This is a genomic window from Aeromonas sp. L_1B5_3, assembly GCF_963866575.1.
Taxonomy (GTDB): domain Bacteria; phylum Pseudomonadota; class Gammaproteobacteria; order Enterobacterales; family Aeromonadaceae; genus Aeromonas; species Aeromonas jandaei.
Map to the genome: position 1 here is coordinate 12714 of NZ_CAWMDN010000024.1, position 19428 is coordinate 32141.

14 protein-coding genes are annotated in these 19428 nt (G+C 60.3%); 8 read left to right on the forward strand and 6 right to left on the reverse strand.

The window, feature by feature from the left end; all coding sequences use genetic code 11:
• Nucleotides 1-38: 38 nt before the first annotated feature.
• The 3 genes from glgX to malQ form a co-directional block, all read right to left on the reverse strand.
• On the reverse strand, nucleotides 39-2195 hold the full coding sequence (gene glgX / locus AACR93_RS02260) for a glycogen debranching protein GlgX (protein ID WP_043849895.1): 2157 nt from the start codon (nucleotides 2193-2195) through the stop codon (nucleotides 39-41).
• The gene (gene glgB, locus AACR93_RS02265) at nucleotides 2195-4372 is read right to left on the reverse strand and encodes a 1,4-alpha-glucan branching protein GlgB (protein WP_043849896.1); all 2178 of its coding nucleotides are present in this window, start codon (nucleotides 4370-4372) and stop codon (nucleotides 2195-2197) included. The genes glgX and glgB overlap by 1 nt, the downstream gene beginning before the upstream one ends.
• An 82-nt stretch (nucleotides 4373-4454) precedes the next feature.
• A complete protein-coding gene (gene malQ / locus AACR93_RS02270; RefSeq protein ID WP_043849897.1) occupies nucleotides 4455-6644 on the reverse strand; it encodes a 4-alpha-glucanotransferase in 2190 nt (729 codons plus the stop codon).
• Nucleotides 6645-6991: 347 nt separating this feature from the next.
• Between malQ and gap the strand changes: the two genes are divergently transcribed.
• Nucleotides 6992-7987 carry a type I glyceraldehyde-3-phosphate dehydrogenase gene (gene gap / locus AACR93_RS02275; RefSeq protein ID WP_033113224.1) on the forward strand — a complete coding sequence of 332 codons (996 nt, stop codon included), beginning with the start codon at nucleotides 6992-6994 and terminating at the stop codon, nucleotides 7985-7987.
• Nucleotides 7988-8072: 85 nt separating this feature from the next.
• Nucleotides 8073-8939, forward strand: a complete 867-nt coding sequence (locus tag AACR93_RS02280; protein ID WP_043849898.1) for a D-hexose-6-phosphate mutarotase — start codon at nucleotides 8073-8075, stop codon at nucleotides 8937-8939.
• 70 nt (nucleotides 8940-9009) lie between these two features.
• Here AACR93_RS02280 and nadA read toward each other — a convergent pair whose 3' ends face one another.
• The gene (nadA, locus tag AACR93_RS02285; protein WP_043849899.1) at nucleotides 9010-10083 is read right to left on the reverse strand and encodes a quinolinate synthase NadA; all 1074 of its coding nucleotides are present in this window, start codon (nucleotides 10081-10083) and stop codon (nucleotides 9010-9012) included.
• 142 nt (nucleotides 10084-10225) lie between these two features.
• Between nadA and AACR93_RS02290 the strand changes: the two genes are divergently transcribed.
• On the forward strand, nucleotides 10226-12331 hold the full coding sequence (locus AACR93_RS02290; RefSeq protein ID WP_043849900.1) for a methyl-accepting chemotaxis protein: 2106 nt from the start codon (nucleotides 10226-10228) through the stop codon (nucleotides 12329-12331).
• Nucleotides 12332-12387: 56 nt separating this feature from the next.
• On the opposite strand, the gene AACR93_RS02295 is transcribed toward AACR93_RS02290, so the two are convergent.
• Nucleotides 12388-12843: an NfeD family protein gene (locus AACR93_RS02295; protein WP_043849901.1), complete on the reverse strand. Its 456-nt coding sequence runs from the start codon at nucleotides 12841-12843 to the stop codon at nucleotides 12388-12390.
• Entirely contained in the window at nucleotides 12840-13760 is a 921-nt protein-coding gene (locus AACR93_RS02300; protein WP_041210247.1) for an SPFH domain-containing protein, read from the reverse strand. Before AACR93_RS02300 ends, AACR93_RS02295 begins: the two co-directional genes overlap by 4 nt.
• A gap of 198 nt (nucleotides 13761-13958) precedes the next feature.
• Here AACR93_RS02300 and cysG point away from each other — a divergent pair, with 198 nt between their 5' ends.
• The 5 genes from cysG (at nucleotide 13959) to AACR93_RS02325 (ending at nucleotide 19397) form a co-directional block, all read left to right on the forward strand.
• Nucleotides 13959-15395 carry a siroheme synthase CysG gene (gene cysG, locus AACR93_RS02305; RefSeq protein WP_043849902.1) on the forward strand — a complete coding sequence of 479 codons (1437 nt, stop codon included), beginning with the start codon at nucleotides 13959-13961 and terminating at the stop codon, nucleotides 15393-15395.
• 71 nt (nucleotides 15396-15466) lie between these two features.
• Complete coding sequence (cysD, locus tag AACR93_RS02310) at nucleotides 15467-16399, forward strand: sulfate adenylyltransferase subunit CysD (RefSeq protein WP_331428976.1); 933 nt, start codon at nucleotides 15467-15469, stop codon at nucleotides 16397-16399.
• A gap of 12 nt (nucleotides 16400-16411) precedes the next feature.
• Nucleotides 16412-17839, forward strand: coding sequence for a sulfate adenylyltransferase subunit CysN (gene cysN / locus AACR93_RS02315; RefSeq protein WP_043849904.1), 1428 nt, complete (start codon nucleotides 16412-16414; stop codon nucleotides 17837-17839).
• 171 nt (nucleotides 17840-18010) lie between these two features.
• The gene (gene cysC / locus AACR93_RS02320) at nucleotides 18011-18601 is read left to right on the forward strand and encodes an adenylyl-sulfate kinase (protein ID WP_043849905.1); all 591 of its coding nucleotides are present in this window, start codon (nucleotides 18011-18013) and stop codon (nucleotides 18599-18601) included.
• A 460-nt stretch (nucleotides 18602-19061) separates the two neighbouring features.
• Nucleotides 19062-19397, forward strand: a complete 336-nt coding sequence (locus AACR93_RS02325; RefSeq protein WP_082044051.1) for a DMT family transporter — start codon at nucleotides 19062-19064, stop codon at nucleotides 19395-19397.
• Nucleotides 19398-19428: the final 31 nt, after the last annotated feature.

The window sequence follows — 19428 nt, forward strand, 5'->3', positions numbered from 1 at the left end:
AGCATAGCGGCTCCGTAAAGCTGACTCCAGCATGCTTGTTATGGTTTGCCCGGATCTGTGATCGGGGTTTCAGCCATATCCGCACTGGATGCCGGCAGCTGCGCCTGCTCCGGTGGCTGGGCATCCTCTGCCGTGCAGGCCAGCGCCACCCGTTCCAGCAGCTTGAGGGAGTGGGCGCGGCCGACCGCCACCTGCCGCTTGATATCGTCGGGCAGGAACGGCAGCCCGTCGTTGGTGGCGGTGTCGATGGTCTGGATCCACTCCAGCCCTTCCCCCGGCGGTGGCAGGCGGAACTGGATGTCGTAGTCGCTGGCATTGAACAGCACGTACCAGCGCTCGCCAACGCAGTTGATCATGCCGATATCCATGGCAAACGCCTGCCCCATGGGGGCGTGCCAATCCTGATCGGTGAGCTGGTGGCCATCCGGGTGATACCAGTTGACCTGATGGCAGCTGGTGGCGGTGCCGTGCCAGCTGTCATCGCTCAGTTGCAGGTTGGAGAAGACGGTGGACTCCGCCCGCAGCGCCATCATCTGCTGGGTGAAGGCGAACAGCCGCTCATCCTCCGGCCGCCACTGCCAGTTGACCCAGCTGATCTGGTTGTCCTGACAGTAGGCGTTGTTGTTGCCAAGCTGGCTGCGGCCCATCTCGTCGCCGGCAAGGAAGTGCGGGGTGCCTTGCGACAGCAGCAGGGTGGCGATCAGGTTGCGCTTCTGCTGCTGGCGCAGGTTGTTGATGCGTGGATCCAGGGTCGGCCCCTCGACGCCGTGATTGCTGGAGAGGTTGTTGCCGTGGCCGTCGCGGTTATCCTCGCCGTTGGCCTGATTGTGGCGCTGGTTGTAGGAGACCAGATCCTCCAGGGTGAAGCCGTCGTGATAGCAGAGGTAGTTGACGCTGGTGTGGGGCGAGCGCCAGTTCTTCGGGAAGAGATCCCGCGAGCCGACCAGTCGGGTGGCAAAGTCGCCCATCTTGCCCGCATCGCCGCGCCAGAAGGAGCGCACCGTGTCACGGTAGCGGTCGTTGATCTCCAGCCACTGGCTCGGGAACTGGCCGAGGCGATAACCGAAGGGGCCGATATCCCAGGGTTCGGCGATGAGTTTGACCTGTGACAGCACGGGGTCGGCCATCACCGCCTTGAAGAAGGCGCCCATGGGGTCGAACTCGCCCGCTTCGCGGGCCAGCGTCACCGCCAGATCGAAGCGGAAGCCATCCACCTGCATCTCGGTCACCCAGTAGCGCAGGGCATCGAGCACCAGTCGCAGGGTGTTGGGGTGATCCAGATTGACGCTGTTGCCACAGCCGGTGACGTTGGCGTGACGGGTGTAATCGGGACCGTGGGAGCCCGCCTCGAAGGCGTAGTAACCGGCGTTGTCAAAGCCCTTGAAGGAGAGCATGGGGCCGTCGAAGCCCGACTCGGCGGTGTGGTTGTAGACCACATCCAGAATCACCTCGAGCCCGGCCCGGTGCAGCTCGCGCACCATGGTCTTGAACTCGGTCACGGCATCGTCTTGTCTGGTGCCGTAACGGGGCTCGGGGGCAAAAAAAGCGATGGGGTTGTAGCCCCAGTAGTTGGTCAGTCCCAGCTCTTCCAGCCGGGGCTCCGACATGAAGGCGGCCACCGGCATCAGCTGCAGCGAGGTGATGCCGAGGGACTTCATGTGTTCGATCATCAGCGGGTGGCTGATGCCAAGATAGGTGCCCTGCAGCTCCTTGGGGATCCCCGGGTGCTGGCGGGTGAAGCCCTTGACGTGGGCCTCGTAGAGAATGGTGCGCGAGTGGCAGATGGCCGGTTTGCTCACCCCCTGCCAGTCAAAGGCGTCATCCACCACCAGCGACTTGGCGATCATGGCGGCGCTGTCACCCTGATAGAGGGCGTTGTCCCAGTAGGTGGGGCGGCTCACCGCCCGGGCATAAGGGTCGATCAGCAGCTTTTGCGGGTCGAACAGCATCCCCTCCTGGGGGATGCCATAAACCCGGTAGCCGTAGCGCTGGCCGGCTTGCACGCCGCTTACATAGCCAAAACGATATTGGCCACGGCGGCCGGGCAGCTCGAGGCGCGCCAGCTCCTGCTCCTGTTCGTCGAACAGACAGAGTTCCACCTTGTCCGACTGGGGAGCCCAGACGCAGAAGTTGCAACCGTTCTCGTCAAGACGGGCCCCCAGCGGGTAGCCCGACCCTTTTTCCATTACCAGCATCAGGACTCCTGTTTGATGAACAAGGTCGCCAGTGGCGGCAGATCCAGCACTATGCTGTGTGCCATCCCCTGCCAGGGGGTCGGCTCGGCCGCGAAGACCAGACCCACATCATAGTTGCTGCCCCAGTAATACTCGCTGTCGGTATTGAGCACCACCCGATAGTGGCCCGCCGCCGGTACACCAATCCGGTATTCGATGCGCGGCACCGGCGTGAAGTTGCACGCTACCATGATGGCCTGTTTGCCCTCTTTATCCGCCCGCAGCCAGGCAAAGATGCTGTTGTCGGCATCGTTGTGATCCAGCCAGCGGAAGCCGTTCTGCTCATAGTCCGCCTGATACAAGGCAGGCTCATGACGGTAGAGGTGGTTGAGATCGTGGATCAACCGCTGCTGGCCTCCGTGCTTGGGATATTGCAGCAGGTGCCAGGGCAGCTGGGCATCGTGGTTCCACTCGTTGCTCTGGGCAATTTCGGTGCCCATGAAGTTGAGCTTCTTGCCCGGGTGGCCGTACATGAAGCCCATGTAGGCGCGCAGGTTGGCGGCCTGCTGCCACTCGTCGCCCGGCATCTTGTAGAGCATGGAGTGCTTGCCGTGCACCACCTCGTCGTGAGAGAGCGACAGGATGAAGTTCTCGTCATAGTGGTAAACCATGGAGAAGGTCATGTCGTTGTGGTGGTAGCGACGGTGGATCGGCTCTTTCTGCATGTAGGTGAGGGTGTCGTGCATCCAGCCCATATTCCACTTGAAGCCAAAGCCGAGACCACCGAGGAAGGTGGGACGGGAGACGCCGGCAAAGGCGGTGGACTCCTCGGCGATGGTCATGGCGTGGGGGTACTTGCGATAGACCACCTCGTTGGTCCACTTGAGCAGGCTGATCGCCTCGTAGTTGTGGTTGCCGCCATCGACGTTCGGTACCCACTCGCCGGCGTTGCGCGAATAGTCCAGATAGAGCATGGAGGCGACTGCATCCACCCGCAGGCCGTCGATGTGGAACTTGTCGAGCCAGAACAGGGCGCTCGCTACGAGGAACTGGCGTACGGTATTGCGGCCGAAGTCGTAGATGTAGGAGTTCCAGTCCGGGTGCCAGCCACGGCGTGGATCCTCGTACTCGTAGAGCGGGGTGCCGTCGAAGCGGGCCAGCCCGTGGGCATCGGACGGGAAGTGGGCGGGTACCCAATCCAGAATGATGCCGATGCCGGCCTGGTGGCACTGATCGACGAAGTATTTGAAATCATCGGCCGTACCGTAGCGGCTGGTGGGGGAGAACATGCCCACCGGCTGGTAGCCCCAGGAGCCGCTGAAGGGGTGCTCGGAGACCGGCAGCAGCTCGATGTGGGTGTACTCCATCTCCTTGATGTAGGCGACCAGCTCCACCGCCAGCTCGCGCCAGCTCAGGCTGTCGCCGTTGGGGTGACGCTTCCAGGAGCCGACGTGCAGCTCATAGATGGAGAGCGGCTGCTCGCGCTTGTCGTTGAGCTGGCTCTCGCGCCAGGCGGCATCCTGCCACTGGTACTGGTCGTGGTCATAAACCACAGAGGCGAATGAGGGATACTGCTCGCAGTAGAAGCCGACCGGGTCGCTCTTGTGCGGCAGCCGGTTGCCCATGGGATCCTTGAGCTCGAACTTGTAGCGATCCCCGGCCTTGATGCCCGGCACGAACAGCACCCAGTGACCACACTGGCTGCGCTCCATCGGATGACGGCGGCCATCCCAGAAGTTGAAATCGCCGATCAGGCTCACCGAGGTGGCGCTCGGCGCATAGACCGCAAAACGGACCCCTTCCACCTGCTGACCGAGATGATCCACGATGCGCAGCTGGGCGCCAAGGGTGTGGTAGAGGTTTTCCGGCTGGGCGGTCAGTTCGGCCAGGCCTGCCCAGGCGGCATCCTGAAACTGGTAGGGATCGATGACTTCGGCAGTCGCTTCTGCGTAACTGACGAGCAACTGGTAGGGGAAGGCGTTCTTGCGGCGGGTGAAAACAGTTTCAAAAAGACCCGATTCATCGGTGGGCGCCAGGGTGGCAACAACTTTGCCCGACTTGAGATCCTTGACGCGAACTTCAACGGCATCAGGCAACCAGGCAGTCAGTTTGAGGCCGGGCCCATCCGGATTGGCCTGCAGGCCTAAGTGTGAGAAGGGATCGGAACAGCGGGCAGCAACCAAACGTTCAACGAGCATCGAGATTTCCTTTCATGACAGAGCGTCCGCTCCGGCCAAGGCCGGAGCGGATTTAGGTGAGTCGGCTGTAGCGGACAACCGCTCAACGACTGGCCTCATCACGGGCGCGGCTCATCTTGCCGGCCAGTGCCTTGAGAGCCTCATTGGCAAAAATATCTTCCAGGTCGGTAGAGAGCTTGCGGCGCCAGTTGGGATATTCGTAACTGGTGCCCGGTACGTTGACCGGCTTGTCCATCTCCAGCCAGTCTTCCAGCTGGGTACTGAACAGGGCGCAGCTGCCACGGGACATGTGGATCTGCAGACCGTGGTTGAGTTCGGTATTCATACCGACCCAGTTCACGTCATGGCTGATGCTCTCGGGGATGACACCGTGGCCATGCAGGCTGTCGAGGATCCGCTGTTTGGCCTGGTGGCGATCAGCATACAGACTCTTCAGCACATCTTCATCTGGATACAAACCCAGTTGGCGGCCCAGCGCCAGATCATCGCAGTGCCAGAAGCCCTTGAGGGTTGGCATGTCGTGGGTGGTCAGGGCAGACATCGCCTGCTCGGCATAGTGGGCCGGAGAGATGAAGCCGCCATCGGCCTTGGAGCGCTCGAAGAAGAACACCTTGTAGGAGTGGACGCCGTTCTCCTTCAGGGTCACGTCGATCCCTTCCGGCACGGTACCCAGATCTTCGCCGATCAGCAGGCACTGGTTGCGGTGGGATTCGAGGGCCAGGATGCCCAGCAGATCGTTGACCGGATAGTAGATGTAGGCGCCCTTGGCGGCAGACTCTCCGGGCGGTACCCACCACAGGCGCAGCAACGCCATCACGTGGTCGATGCGCAGTGCACCACAGGAGCGCATGTTGGCACGGAACAGATCCACCATCGGCTGGTAGGCCGCTTCAAACAGCTTGTTCGGGTTCATCGGGGGCAGGCCCCAGTTCTGACCGAGCGGGCCGAGGATATCGGGCGGCGCACCGACCGAGGCTTTCGGGCAGTAGAGATCCTGGTTGGCCCAGATCTCGGTGGAGCCTTCGGAGACGCCAACCGCCAGATCGCGGTAGATACCCATCACCATGCCGGCAGCCTTGGCACGGGCATCGGCTTGTGCCAGCTGCTCGTCGGCCAGGAATTGCAGGTAGAGGTAGAAGTTCACATCCTGCTGGTGTTCGGCCATCCACTTCGCAACGGCGGGATTATGGTAGTCGCGGAACTGCTCCGGCCATACCGGCCAGCCCCAGGCATTCTCGCCCTTGCCATAGAAATAGGCTTGCAGGGCATCGAAAGCAGCCTGCTGTTGCAGGCTGTCGCCACCGGCGGCGACGAAGGCATCGAAGGTGGCCTGACGCTCGGCGCTCAGGGTGGCATCGTCGAACACCTGACGCAGCATGCCAATCTTGGTCTCGATGACGCCGGTGTAATCAACGTTCTCCTTGGCGCGCAGATCGGCCAGATGCTGCTGGAAGGCGGGGCTCGCCACGTCAGCTTTCAGGCGCGCATTGCTCTGGAATTCGGGCACCGCTTCCACATTGATGTAGGCCACGTTGAGCCAGCGACGGGAAGAGGGGCTGTAGGGACTGGCGCTCTCCGGGTTGGCCGGATAGAGGGCGTGGATGGGGTTAAGGCCGACGAAGTGGGCCCCCCAGTCGGCCGCTTTCTCGACCAGCTGGCCGAGATCGCTGAAATCGCCGATACCCCAGTTGTGGCGGCTGCGCAGGCAGTAGAGCTGCACGCTCGGGCCCCACACCTTGCGACCATTGGCGATAGGTGCCTGCTTGTAGCACGCCTTGGGTGCAACGATGAGGCGCATGGTGGCCAGCGGCTCGTCGTTGCCATCTTCCAGCAACACCAGCTCGTGATAACCCAGTTCAGGGGCCATCTCCAGCGTCACGCGGTAGGCCTGGCACTCCATCTCTTCAAATTCGGCCACGCCAACCAGCTCGCCCTCGATGGGGGTGAACTGGCCGGAGAGCTCGCCGCCCTGTTCCAGCTTGAGCTGCCAGGTGAGGGCGTCATTGACGAATTCGATGGGGAGACGGACTTCGAGCGTGACGGCGTCACCGGTGCGAACCACCATGACGGGATCCAGCGCTCGCAGCCAGTGCTGGCGATGTTCCTCTTCCAGCTGCTGCATCAGGGCTGCTTCGTCATCGACGCGATAGCCCATGGCGCCCAGCATGGCGGCCTTGCTCTCTTCGGATACCTGAGCCGGCTGGCCCCAGGCATCGACATACTCGCTGGCAATGCCTTTTGCGGCAGCCAGCTGTTCAATCAGGGTGGTCATAGTTTGAGAATTCCCGCTGTGGATTCTATCTATACTATTTTGTTTGATTTTTATGGGGTGGTACTTGAACAGTGGCTCTATGGGCCATGCTAAACCGCGCACATTTTTACATATCCATCATCACGGTTGTGTGACGTGGCAGGCACTATTGTCGATCTCCGGGCGATGCAACAACTGACCTCTTTTTCGACAAAACGTGGTAATCAGTTACATAAACAGAAAATAAATTTCACAGTTTTTCATGATATAGCGCAATTTCAGACAGAATGTTGGTTGACTCACCAGAGAGTTCTAGTAAATTTACAAGCGGAATTTTCTTTGACTACTGAACAGTTAGGTAACTAAATATGACTATCAAAGTAGGTATTAACGGTTTTGGCCGTATCGGTCGTTTCGTATTCCGTCTGGCTTGCGAGCGTTCTGACATCGAAGTTGTTGGTATCAACGACCTGATCGATGTTGACTACATGGCTTACATGCTGAAGTACGACTCTACCCACGGTCGTTTCAAAGGTACCGTTGAAGTTAAAGACGGCAACCTGGTTGTAAACGGCAAAACCGTACGTGTTACCGCTGAGCGTGACCCGGCCAACCTGCGTTGGAACGAAATCGGTGTTGACGTTGTTGCTGAAGCTACCGGTCTGTTCCTGACCGACGAGACTGCTCGCAAGCACATCGCTGCCGGTGCCAAGAAAGTTGTTCTGACTGGCCCGTCCAAAGACGCGACCCCGATGTTCGTAATGGGCGTTAACCACGCTACCTATGCTGGCCAGGACATCGTTTCCAACGCTTCCTGCACCACCAACTGCCTGGCTCCGATCGCCAAAGTACTGAACGACACCTTCGGTATCGAATCCGGTCTGATGACCACCGTTCACGCTACCACTGCTACCCAGAAGACCGTTGATGGTCCGTCTGCCAAAGACTGGCGCGGTGGCCGCGGCGCGGCTCAGAACATCATCCCGTCCTCTACCGGTGCTGCCAAGGCTGTTGGCGTAGTTATCCCGGAACTGAAAGGCCTGCTGACCGGTATGGCTTTCCGTGTTCCGACTCCGGACGTGTCTGTTGTTGACCTGACCGTTAACCTGAAGAAAGCTGCCACCTACGCAGAAATCTGCGAAGCGATGAAAGCTGCTTCCGAAGGCTCCATGAAGGGCGTTCTGGGCTACACCGAAGACGAAGTTGTATCTACCGACTTCCTGGGTGAGCGTCAGACCTCCGTATTCGACGCCAAAGCTGGTATCCAGCTGACCGACAAGTTCGTTAAAGTTGTATCTTGGTACGACAACGAAATGGGCTACTCCAGCAAAGTTCTGGACCTGATCGCTCACATCACCAAGTAATTTGGGATGCGCAATCGCGTAGCTTGAAAAAGGCGGCCATGGGCCGCCTTTTTGTTTTCCGGTTTCCCTGATGACAGGAGTCCTCATGCAATCCATTCGTCCCCTGACAGCCAGCTGCCAGCTCGCCAACAATGCAGCCGGCCTGCCCGTTCTCACCGTCAACAACGACTATGCCAAGGCCGAGATCAGCCTGTTCGGCGGTCACGTGCTCACCTATCAGCGCCATGGCGAGCCAGCCTCCATCTGGTTGAGCGACAAGGCGGTGCTGGATGGCAGCAAACCGATCCGTGGCGGTATTCCGCTCTGCTGGCCCTGGTTTGGCCCGGCGCCGGCCCGTGTCGGTAGCGGCAAACCCTCCCACGGTTTTGCCCGCACCACCCTCTGGATGCTGGACGGGGTCTCCGACCATGCCGACGGCACGCTCGTCCATCTCTCTCTGCGCGACAGCGATGCTACCCGCGGCCTGTGGGATCACGCCTTCGAGCTGGAGCTGGATGTGCTGGTCGGCAAGGAGCTCTCGCTGGTGCTGACCACTCGCAATACCGGTAGCCAGCTGCTGGTCTATAGCGGGGCGCTGCACACCTATTTGCAGATCAGCGCACCGGAGGCGGTGAGCGTCACCGGCCTTGGCGAGCCTTATGCCGACAAGTTGACCGGTCTGAATGGCCAGCAGCAGGGGGCGTTGACCCTGAACGGGCCGCTGGATCGGGTCTACTGGCAGCCTGAGGCGCTGGTGAGCGTACAGGATGGCGATCGCGAGATCCGGGTGGTGAGTGGCAACCATGACAGCACAGTGGTCTGGACCCCCTGGCTGGAAGGGGCTACCGCCATGGCCGATATGAGCGATGACGGCTATCGCACCATGCTCTGTGTCGAAGCTGCCATTGCCGGCGATGCGGGGGTGACCGTCGCACCGGATGAGGAGCACAGCTTCTCTACCGTGATCATCTGAGCAGGATGAGGTTCAGCTAAATAAAGAGGGCTCCCGCGGGAGCCCTCTTTGCATCTCGTTATTCCGGCAATCAGGCGTTGCCCTGGGTTTTCAATTTGAGTTCGGCGGCGAAATTGAGCATGCGGTCGAGCGGGATGAGGGCCTTAACCCGCAGCGCTTCATCGACATGGATCTCGTGGCGCTCGGCACCATCGGTGAGCGCCTCCTTGATCGCCACCAGACCGTTCATCGCCATCCAGGGGCAGTGGGCACAACTGCGGCAGGTGGCACCATCGCCACCGGTCGGGGCTTCCACCATCTCTTTCTCCGGACAAGCCTGCTGCATTTTGTAGAAGATGCCCCGGTCGGTCGCCACGATCAGTTTCTGCTGGGGCAGCTCTTTGGCTGCCTTGATCAGTTGGCTGGTGGAGCCGACCGCGTCGGCCAGCTCGATCACCGAGGCGGGGGATTCCGGGTGAACCAGCACGGCGGCGTCCGGACTCTGCTCTTTCAGCTCGCGCAGGGCGCGGGCCTTGAACTCGTCGTGGACGATGCAGTGGCCCTGCCAGCGCAGCATCTGGGCGCCGGTTTTCTTCTCGATATAGGCACCCAGATGGCGATCCGGGCCCCAGATGATCTTGTGACCCAGACTGTCGAGGTGTTCGACGATCTCGAGCGCGATGCTGGAGGTAACGACCCAGTCAGCCCGCGCTTTGACGGCGGCCGAGGTATTGGCATAGACCACCACGGTATGATCCGGGTTGGCATCGCAGAACGCGGAGAACTGCTCGATGGGGCAGCCCAGATCAAGCGAGCATTCGGCCTCCAGCGTCGGCATCAGTACCCGCTTGTGGGGGCTCAGGATCTTGGAGGTTTCGCCCATAAAGCGCACCCCGGCGACGATCAGGGTCTGCGCCTCGTGATCGCGGCCAAAACGGGCCATCTCCAGCGAGTCACCAACAAAACCGCCGGTGGCTTCGGCCAGCGCCTGGATCTCGGGATCCGTGTAGTAATGGGCTACCAGCACCGCTTTGCGCTCCTTGAGCAGTGCCTTGATCTCTGTCGTCAGGGCGGCTCTCTGCTCGGCACTCAGGGGCTGCGGTTTGGCCGGAAAGGGGTAGTCCATTTCGACTACCGGTGGGATACTGCTCAGTGCATTGCTCATTTGCGACTGTTCCATCAACGCTCGGGAAGGCAAAAATTATAACCAGAAGCCGGCTGCAAACCCATCAACAAATCGGGTGAGTGGCAAGTAGGGGAATATACTCAACTTATTCGTTGTTACTCTTGCCATAAGGAGTTGCCGCATGAAGCAACGTTCACTCAAGTTCAAGCTCTTGTGTCTGACCATGGGGCTCTTTCTGCTGACCGGTCTGGCCATGACCTTGTTGCAATCGGCCTCTTTCAGTTCTCTTCGTACCATGGTGATGACCCAGACCAGCGATGCGCTGGAGCAGGAAGTCTCCCACAGCCTGCAATATCAGGCTGAGCGCTATGCCATCCAGATCTCCTCTCTGATGCAGAACTCCTACCAGATCCCCCTGACGGTCACTGCCCAGATTGAAGCGGCCATGGCCAAACCGGAACAACGTCTCTCGCGGCCACAGGTGGAGTCGCTGCTCGGCAGCAGCTTGCAGCAGGCGAGCGGGATCAGCTCCATCTATGCCCAGTTTGAACCGAACGGCTACGATGGCGAGGATGCCAACTGGGTGGCCGGAGCCAGCCACTCGGTGGCGGGCAAGGGGAGCCTGGAGGTTTATTTCACCAAGGGGCAGGGGGGCGCCGTTACCCAGCAGCCGATCGATGCGGCTGCCAGCGAGGCCAAATTCGATACATCCGTCAACGAATTTGGCATCCGCAACAGCGAGTGGTATCTCTGTGGCCGCGATACCCGCCAACCCTGCCTGATGGAGCCCTACCTCTACGAGATAAGCCCGGGCAACAAGATGCTGATGACCAGTCTGACCGTGCCTGTTCTCCACGACGGCAAATTTGTCGGTCTGACCGGGGTCGATATGAACCTGCCCATCTTCCAGCAACTGGCCGAAACGCTGGGCAAGAGCCTTTATGACAACAAGGCGGATGTCACCATCGTCAGCAAGATGGGGTTGATTGTGGGCAGCAACCGCTACGCCAACAAGCTGGGTCGTCCGCTCAAGGAGGTGGGCCTAGCCCTGCCGACTGGCCAGCCGGTCAGCAGTGACAGTGACTTTATCCTCGAGCAGCCGATCCGGGTCGATGTCGCCAATGCCCAGTGGTGGCTGATGATCAAGGTGCCCAAGGCGCTGGCGCTGAGCAAGGCGCGCAGCATCAGTAACGATCTGGGCGCCTTGCTGCAGAATGCCCAGCAGCAGCAGGTGATGGCCATGGGAGTTATCACGCTGCTGGTGCTTGGCCTGCTGATCTGGTTTATCCAGACTATTACTGCGCCGCTGGCTCTGATCAGCCGTCATGTATCCCATCTCTCCAGCAATGAGGGAGACCTGACCCAGAAGATCGAGATTGATACCCACGCAGAACTGATAGAGCTGGGAAGGCATCTCAACGCTTTCCTTGGCAAGCTGCGCGGTATGGTGCAGAGCAGCAAGGAGATAGGCCAGCAGGTCAACGATCAGGCCAGAGGCATGAAGCAGACTGCCAACACCATGCGCCAGAGTCTGGATGAACAGCATCTGGAGCTGGAGAGCGTGGTCAGCGCTATGCACGAGATGAGCACTACCGCGGTCAGCGTCGCAGGCTATGCCGAGCAGGCAGCCGAGGAGTCGGAGGCTGCGACCCATCACATCAACAGTGCCCAGCAGACCTTGAGCAATGCGCGGCAGGAGATCCATACCCTGGTTGAGGATATGCACGAGGCTGACAAGGCGGTGGCACTGGTGGCCCAGCGCAGCGCCAATATCAGCCGGATCCTCGATGTGATCCGTGCCATCGCCGAGCAGACCAACCTGCTGGCCCTGAACGCCGCCATCGAGGCGGCCCGCGCTGGCGATATGGGGCGCGGCTTTGCGGTTGTTGCTGACGAGGTGCGGGCACTGGCGACCAAGACTAGGGCGTCAACCGACGAGATAGGTCAGTTGATTGGTAGCTTGCAGGCCGAGGTGAACAGTAGCCAGCGCCTGATGAATACCGGCATCGAGCGCTCCAGCTCTACCGTGCAGGGAACCGAGCAGGCATTCGAGGCGCTCAATCTGGTCGTCTCCCAGATCCAGCAGATCCACGACCATATCAGCCAGGTCGCTACGGCGGCCGAACAGCAGAGCGCCGTCAGCGACGACATCAACCAGAACCTGATGCGTATCGGCGACACCGCCAACGTGATTGGTCAGGAGGCCAATGCCAGTCATCAGCTCAGCGAAACGCTGGAGCAAGCGGCAACGGCACTGGCCAGCCAGCTGGATCGGCTGCGCACCTGATGGTGATGCAAACAAAAGCCCGCGATATCGCGGGCTTTTTTAGGGCTTGCGGGCGGTCAGGAGAGCGGTTCAACCAGCAGGATATGGGAGTCGGCTCCCACCACCCTGACTTGGGTGCCTGCCGGCAGTTGCTGGCTGCAGCGCACCGTCCAGACCGTATCGTCCAGATGCACCCGGCTGGTGCCCTGCACGACATCATCGATCAGGGTCAGCTCGTGGCCCAGATAGCTCTGCATCCGCTCGTTGATGGGGGCGGCGGCATCTTTTCCCGAGCGATCCCTATTGTGTTGCCAGCGCCACCAGACCCAGGTGGTGAGCAGGGATTGCAGGGCGAACAGCAGCAGTTGCGCCTGCCAGCCGAAGGGCCAGACTAGCAGCAGCAGGCCCACCTCCAGCGCGGCTATGCCGGTCCAGAGCAGAAAACCCACCGACCCCAACACCTCGATGGCCAGCAGCACGAAGCCGAGCCCCAGCCAGTGCCAGTGGGTCAGCCCCTCGAACAGGGTGATCATGACTTGCCGCCCTTGCCATCCTTGAACAGCTCGGCCATGCCGGCCACGGCGCCAATCAGGCTGCCCGCTTCCAGCGGCATCATCACCACCTTGCTGTTGGGCCCTTCACCGATGCGGGCCAGCGCTTCTGTGTATTTCTGGGCCACGAAGTAGTTGATGGCCTGCAGATCCCCTTCGGCGATGGCCTTGGAGACCATGTGGGTCGCCTTGGCTTCCGCTTCGGCAGCCCGCTCGCGCGCTTCGGCGGCGAGGAAGGCGGCCTGACGCTCACCCTCGGCTTTCAGGATCTGGGACTGTTTCTCACCTTCCGCTTTCAGGATCTTGGACTGGCGCACCCCCTCGGCTTCCAGCACCTCGGCCCGTTTCTGGCGCTCGGCCTTCATCTGGGCGTTCATTGCTTCGACCAGTGCCAGCGGCGGGCGTACATCTTTAATCTCGATGCGGGTCACCTTGATGCCCCAGGGGGCGGTGGCGGCATCCATGGTGCGCAGCAGCTTCTCGTTGATGGTGTCGCGCTGGGAGAGCATCTCGTCCAGCTCCATGGCACCGAGCACGGTACGCATATTGGTCATGGTGAGGTTGCGGATGGCACTGGTGAGATCGTTGACCTCGTAGCCCGCTTTTCGGGCATCGACCACCTGCACAAAGCTGATTGCATCGATGGTGACGTTGGCGTTATCGCGGGAGATCACCTCTTGTGCCGGGATGTCCAGCACCTGCTCCATCATGATGATCTTGTGGCCGACCCGATCCACATAGGGGATCAGCAGGTTGAGGCCCGGGGTCAGGGTGCGGGTGTAGCGGCCGAAGCGCTCGACAGTCCAGTTGAAGCCCTGTGGCACTATCTTGATGCCGGCACTCAGGGTTGCGATGACCAGAAATACAAAAATCCCTAGCACAATCAATGATTCGTTCATCATTAAGCTCCTTATGAAACACAGTCCATAGCCTAGGGTTTGCCCTTTGGCACTACAAGCGACTTTCGCTCTCTTTAGTCAGTAAATGGCTTTGTTAATTACCAAAGTGTCTTAAAAAGCATTTTTTATTATTTTGAGGGATAAGTGGCCCTGCCTATAGTCGCCCCATATTAGTCGTATTCCGAGGGATGGGTCGAAATGGATTATTTGCCGATGTTTGCCAAGTTGGACGGGCGCCCGGTGCTGCTGGTGGGCGGGGGAGAGGTGGCCCTGCGCAAGGCGCGCCTGCTGCTGGCGGCCGGTGCCCGACTGACCATCGTCTCCCCGGAGCTTGAACCGGAATTTTCGGAATTTTCCGGTCGTTTTACCCATCTTGCCGAGCGCTTCACCCCGGCCCATCTGGCAGGCCAGATTTTGGTAGTGGCGGCGACCGACAACATCGAAGTCAACGCCCTCGTTTATCAGAGTGCCAATCAGCTGGGTCTGTTCGTCAACGTGGTGGATGACCCCAAGCGCTCCAGCTTTATCTTCCCTTCGATCATCGATCGCTCGCCGCTGATGGTGGCGGTCTCCAGCGGCGGCAAGGCGCCGGTGCTGGTGCGCCTGCTGCGCGAGCGGCTGGAGAGCCTGCTGCCGCGCCATCTCGGCGGACTTACCGAGCTCTCCGGCCGGGTGCGTGACAAGGCCAAGCGGGTACTCTCCTCGATTTCCGATCGTCGCCGCTTCTGGGAGCGCGCCTTTGCCTCCAACACTCTCGCCAGCCTGATTGAGAAAGAGGATTGGCAAGGGGCCGAGCAGTGGCTGAGCGATGGCCTCGACCAGGCGAAAAGCGAAGTGGGGGAAGTGGTGCTGGTCGGCGCGGGCCCCGGCGATCCGGGCCTCTTGACCCTCAAGGCGCTGCAACAGATTCAACAGGCTGAAGTGGTGCTCTACGACCAGCTGGTCTCTGCCGAGATCCTCGATCTGGTGCGCCGCGATGCCACTCTGGTGTCGGTCGGCAAGAAGGCGGGGGCCCACAGCGTGCCGCAGGAGGAGACCAATCGCCTGCTGGTGGACTACGCCAAGGCGGGCAACCGGGTGGTGCGGCTGAAAGGGGGCGATCCCTTTATGTTTGGCCGTGGCGGCGAGGAGCTGGAAGTGCTGGCCGACGAAGGTATCCCCTTCTCGGTGGTGCCCGGCATCACGGCCGCTGCCGGTGCTACCGCCTATGCCGGTATTCCACTCACCCACCGTGATTACGCTCAGAGCGCCGTCTTTATCACAGGTCACTGCCAAAAAGAGGGTAAGGAGCCCGACTGGCCGCAGCTCGCCGCCACCAGTCAGACCCTGGTCATCTACATGGGGCTGATGCGCTCCGAGCACATCCAGCAGCAGTTGGTGGATCACGGCCGCAGCCAAGCCACTCCCATCGCCATCATCGAGCGAGGAACCACATCCCGCCAGCGGGTGTTGACCGGTACTCTGGCCGATTTGGCCGAGTTGGCCAAACAGGCGGTGAGCCCGTCGCTTATTGTCATCGGCGAGGTAGTAGCCCTGCGCGAGCGGCTCGCCTGGTTTGGGGAGCAGAGTGGCGAGCAGCAGCGCGCCAACCCGGATCTCGATGGCTGCGACCTCAAGCTGGTGCAGCTGGCCTGAGCACAAAGAGCTATTTGATGCGGCTGCCGGTGCGGCCGCGCACTGAACCACCAAGCGCCCCGAGCAGGCGCATAAGCAATGACCCGAGGACCAACATGGATCGTGAAAGATTGACCCACTTGCAGCAGCTGGAAGCCGAGAGCATCCACATCATCCGCGAGGTGGCTGCCGAATTTGAAAACCCGGTGATGATGTACTCCATCGGCAAGGACTCCTCCGTCATGCTGCATCTGGCCCGCAAGGCCTTCTATCCGGGCAAGATCCCCTTCCCCTTGCTCCACGTCGACACCGACTGGAAGTTCAAGGAGATGATCAAGTTCCGTGACGAGACCGCCAAAAAGTACGGGCTGGATCTCATCGTCCACAAGAACCCGGACGGCCTCGCCATGGGCATCAACCCCTTCGTGCACGGCAGCGGCAAGCACACCGACATCATGAAGACCGAGGGGCTCAAGCAGGCGCTCAACAAATACGGCTTCGACGCCGCCTTCGGTGGCGCGCGCCGCGACGAGGAGAAGTCCCGCGCCAAGGAGCGGGTCTACTCCTTCCGTGACAAGTCCCACCGCTGGGATCCGAAAAACCAGCGCCCGGAGCTGTGGCGCGTTTACAACAGCCAGGTCAACAAGGGGGAGAGTATCCGGGTGTTCCCGCTCTCCAACTGGACCGAGCTGGATATCTGGCAATACATCTATCTGGAAAAGATCGACATAGTGCCGCTCTACTTCGCCGCTTACCGTCCGGTGGTGGAGCGCAACGGCATCAAGATCATGGTGGATGACGAGCGCATGCCGCTGACCGCCGAGGATGAGGTGAAGCAGGAGCTGGTGCGCTTTCGCACCCTCGGCTGCTACCCGCTGACCGGAGCCATCGAGTCCGCTGCCACCACCTTGCCGGAAATTATTGAAGAGATGCTGCTCACCACCTCGAGCGAGCGGCAAGGGCGGCTGATTGACCACGATCAGGCCGGCTCCATGGAGCAGAAGAAGCGTCAGGGATATTTCTAAGGAGTCGTCAGCATGAACAGCCATATTCAGACCGCCATCACCGAACAGGGCATTGAAGCCTATCTGCACGCCCAGCAGCACAAGAGTCTGCTGCGTTTTCTCACCTGCGGCAGCGTGGATGACGGCAAGAGCACCCTTATCGGTCGCCTGCTGCACGACTCCCAGCAGATTTATGAAGATCAGCTCAAAGCGCTGGAGTCCGACAGCCAGAAGCTCGGCACCACAGGCGAGAAGCTGGACCTGGCGCTGCTGGTCGACGGCCTGCAAGCGGAGCGCGAGCAGGGCATCACCATCGACGTGGCCTACCGCTATTTCTCCACCGCCAAGCGCAAATTTATCATCTCGGATACCCCGGGCCACGAGCAGTACACCCGCAACATGGCCACCGGCGCTTCCACCTGCGATCTGGCCATCATATTGATCGACGCCCGCAAAGGCGTGCTGGATCAGACCCGTCGCCACAGCTTTATCGCCAGCCTGCTCGGCATCAAGCAGTTCGTGGTGGCGGTCAACAAGATGGATCTGGTGGAGTTCAGTCAGGAGGTGTTCGAGCGCATCAGTGCCGATTACCGCGAGTTCGCCAAAAAGCTCAGCGTCGACACCATCCATATCGTGCCGGTCTCGGCGCTGGACGGCGACAACGTGGTCAACCCAAGCGACAAGCTGGCCTGGTATCAGGGCGAAACCCTGCTCTCCCTGCTTGAAACCGCCGAGGTGGAGCGCGAGCTGGAGCGTCATCCGGTACGCCTGCCGGTGCAGTATGTGAACCGCCCCAACCTCGATTTTCGCGGCTTCGCGGGGACCTTGGCCTCCGGCATCCTGCGGGTGGGCGACCGGCTTGCTGTGTTGCCGTCCGGCAAGGAGAGTACGGTGACCCGCATCGTCACCTTCGACGGCGATCTGGAGTACGCCCTGCCGGGTCAGGCCATCACCGTTACCTTCGCCGACGAGATCGACATCAGCCGCGGCGACCTGCTGGTGGATGCCGCCAACCGTCCGCAAGTGACCCAGAACCTGCTGGCCCACATTGTCTGGATGGGGGAGGAGTCCCTGCAACTGGGCCGGGTCTACGACGTCAAGCTGGCCACCAAGAAGAGTCGCGGTCAGGTGGAGGCCATCCGCCACCGCATCGAGATCAACAAGCTTGACGAGCTGCCCGCCAGCGAGCTCAAGCTCAACGAGATCGGCCTGTGCGAGCTGAGCCTCACCGACCCGGTGGCGTTCGACCCGTATCAGGAGATCCGCGATACCGGCAGCTTTATCCTTATCGATCGGCTGACCAACGTCACCGTCGGCGCCGGCATGATAGTGGAAGGCTTGGCCGCCAAAGCGGTAAAAGGGCACTACAGCGAGTTCGAAATCGAGCTCAACGCGCTGGTGCGCAAGCACTTCCCCCACTGGCAGGCGCTGGCCATCGGCAACGACAGCGGCAAGTCATAGCGCCTGGTGCCTCTCCCTTGGGAGAGGCAAATATTCCCTCTCCCTCTGGGAGAGGGTTAGGGTGAGGGGCCTGATCCCGCCGAGGACAAAGAGGGGGCAGGGAGTGTTCCCTCTCCTTTTGGGAGAGGGTCAGGGTGAGGGGCGGGATTGTGCCGAAAAGAAGGAGTCAGGATGAATAACGTTGTGTGGCACCCGCATGCGGTGGACAAGGCCAGCCGGGCCGAGGCCAAGGGGCAGCGACCGCTGGTGATCTGGTTTACCGGGCTGTCGGGGGCGGGCAAATCGACTCTGGCGGGGGCGCTGGAGCAGGCGCTGGCGGCCGAGGGCAAGCACACCTATCTGCTCGATGGCGACAATGTGCGCCACGGCCTGTGCGGCGATCTCGGTTTCGATGATGCCGCGCGGCAGGAGAATATCCGCCGGGTCGGCGAGGTGGCAAAACTGATGGTGGATGCGGGCCTGATCGTGCTCACCGCCTTTATCTCGCCGTTTCGTGCCGAGCGGGAGCTGGTGCGCAGTCTCTTGGAGGAAGGGGAGTTTGTCGAGGTGTTTGTCGATGCGCCACTCGCCATCTGCGAAGAGCGCGACCCCAAGGGGCTCTATAAAAAGGCGCGGGCCGGGGAAATTCGCAACTTTACCGGTATCGACTCCGCCTACGAGGCGCCCGAGCAGCCGGAAATCCATCTGCTCAACGCCGGCAAGCCGGTTGCCGCGCTGGTGGATGAGTTGCTGACCGCCCTGCGGCAGGGGAACTACCTGTAGCTGGATCGGAAGAACCTATAACAAGCGCCAGGCGGCCATTAAGGCTGGCCACCACAGGCGCTGCTGGGCTGGCGGCAGCCACTATAAGCAAAAGTTGGGTCATTATCGGAAAACCCATAAATCCAGCTTATAGTGGCACCGGCAAGTCTTGACCCACCCCAAGGCGGTCGATAGCAACCCCGCAAGGGGAACTTCCGATCCTTGCTTATATCGCGGCGGGGTTATTCGCGATTGTCCGAATACGCTGCGCTATTCGAACCTACGGGCTGAAGATTGGATGGGTCACATCAACGTTTTTATGGTGTTGTTGTGGGTTTGTGAGAGTCAGCATCAGCAGTTAATTGGTGTGGGTTCCAAAGGGGGCTTGTTGGTGGGGGGATCGCATTAACATGTTATTGCTCACATTTTGGCTGGGGAAAATACTGTAAATAAGTAAGAAGTTAAAAGATGTAGGGGTTTTATGATGGGGATTGGCCTGCAGAGCTGGATCTATCTTATTGCGGCTGGATTGCTTGAAATAGGATGGCCAGTGGGGTTGAAAATGGCACAGGTGCCGGGGAAAACAGTTCCTGGAATATTGATTGCAGTTATATTCATGATCGCAAGTGGTGGGTTGTTGTTTCTAGCGCAACGGCAGATCCCGATCGGGACTGCGTATGCTGTTTGGACAGGTCTCGGTGCCGTAGGAACCTTTCTTATTGGAATTATGGTATATGGCGATCCAACATCGCTGCTCCGCTATTTGGGGGTTACGCTCATTTTGGCTGGTGTTATAACTCTGAAACTTGCTCATTGATACTTGGCTTAGAACCTATCCCCAAAGGGGT

Coding starts and splice junctions, on each gene's coding strand:
- AACR93_RS02280 (WP_043849898.1), top strand. CDS start 8,073: ATGCAATCCATTCGTCCCCTGACAGCCAGCTGCCAGCTCGCCAACAAT.
- glgX (WP_043849895.1), bottom strand. CDS start 2,195: ATGCTGGTAATGGAAAAAGGGTCGGGCTACCCGCTGGGGGCCCGTCTT.
- cysN (WP_043849904.1), top strand. CDS start 16,412: ATGAACAGCCATATTCAGACCGCCATCACCGAACAGGGCATTGAAGCC.
- malQ (WP_043849897.1), bottom strand. CDS start 6,644: ATGACCACCCTGATTGAACAGCTGGCTGCCGCAAAAGGCATTGCCAGC.
- AACR93_RS02290 (WP_043849900.1), top strand. CDS start 10,226: ATGAAGCAACGTTCACTCAAGTTCAAGCTCTTGTGTCTGACCATGGGG.
- AACR93_RS02325 (WP_082044051.1), top strand. CDS start 19,062: ATGATGGGGATTGGCCTGCAGAGCTGGATCTATCTTATTGCGGCTGGA.
- cysC (WP_043849905.1), top strand. CDS start 18,011: ATGAATAACGTTGTGTGGCACCCGCATGCGGTGGACAAGGCCAGCCGG.
- cysG (WP_043849902.1), top strand. CDS start 13,959: ATGGATTATTTGCCGATGTTTGCCAAGTTGGACGGGCGCCCGGTGCTG.
- gap (WP_033113224.1), top strand. CDS start 6,992: ATGACTATCAAAGTAGGTATTAACGGTTTTGGCCGTATCGGTCGTTTC.
- glgB (WP_043849896.1), bottom strand. CDS start 4,372: ATGCTCGTTGAACGTTTGGTTGCTGCCCGCTGTTCCGATCCCTTCTCA.
- nadA (WP_043849899.1), bottom strand. CDS start 10,083: ATGAGCAATGCACTGAGCAGTATCCCACCGGTAGTCGAAATGGACTAC.
- AACR93_RS02300 (WP_041210247.1), bottom strand. CDS start 13,760: ATGAACGAATCATTGATTGTGCTAGGGATTTTTGTATTTCTGGTCATC.
- AACR93_RS02295 (WP_043849901.1), bottom strand. CDS start 12,843: ATGATCACCCTGTTCGAGGGGCTGACCCACTGGCACTGGCTGGGGCTC.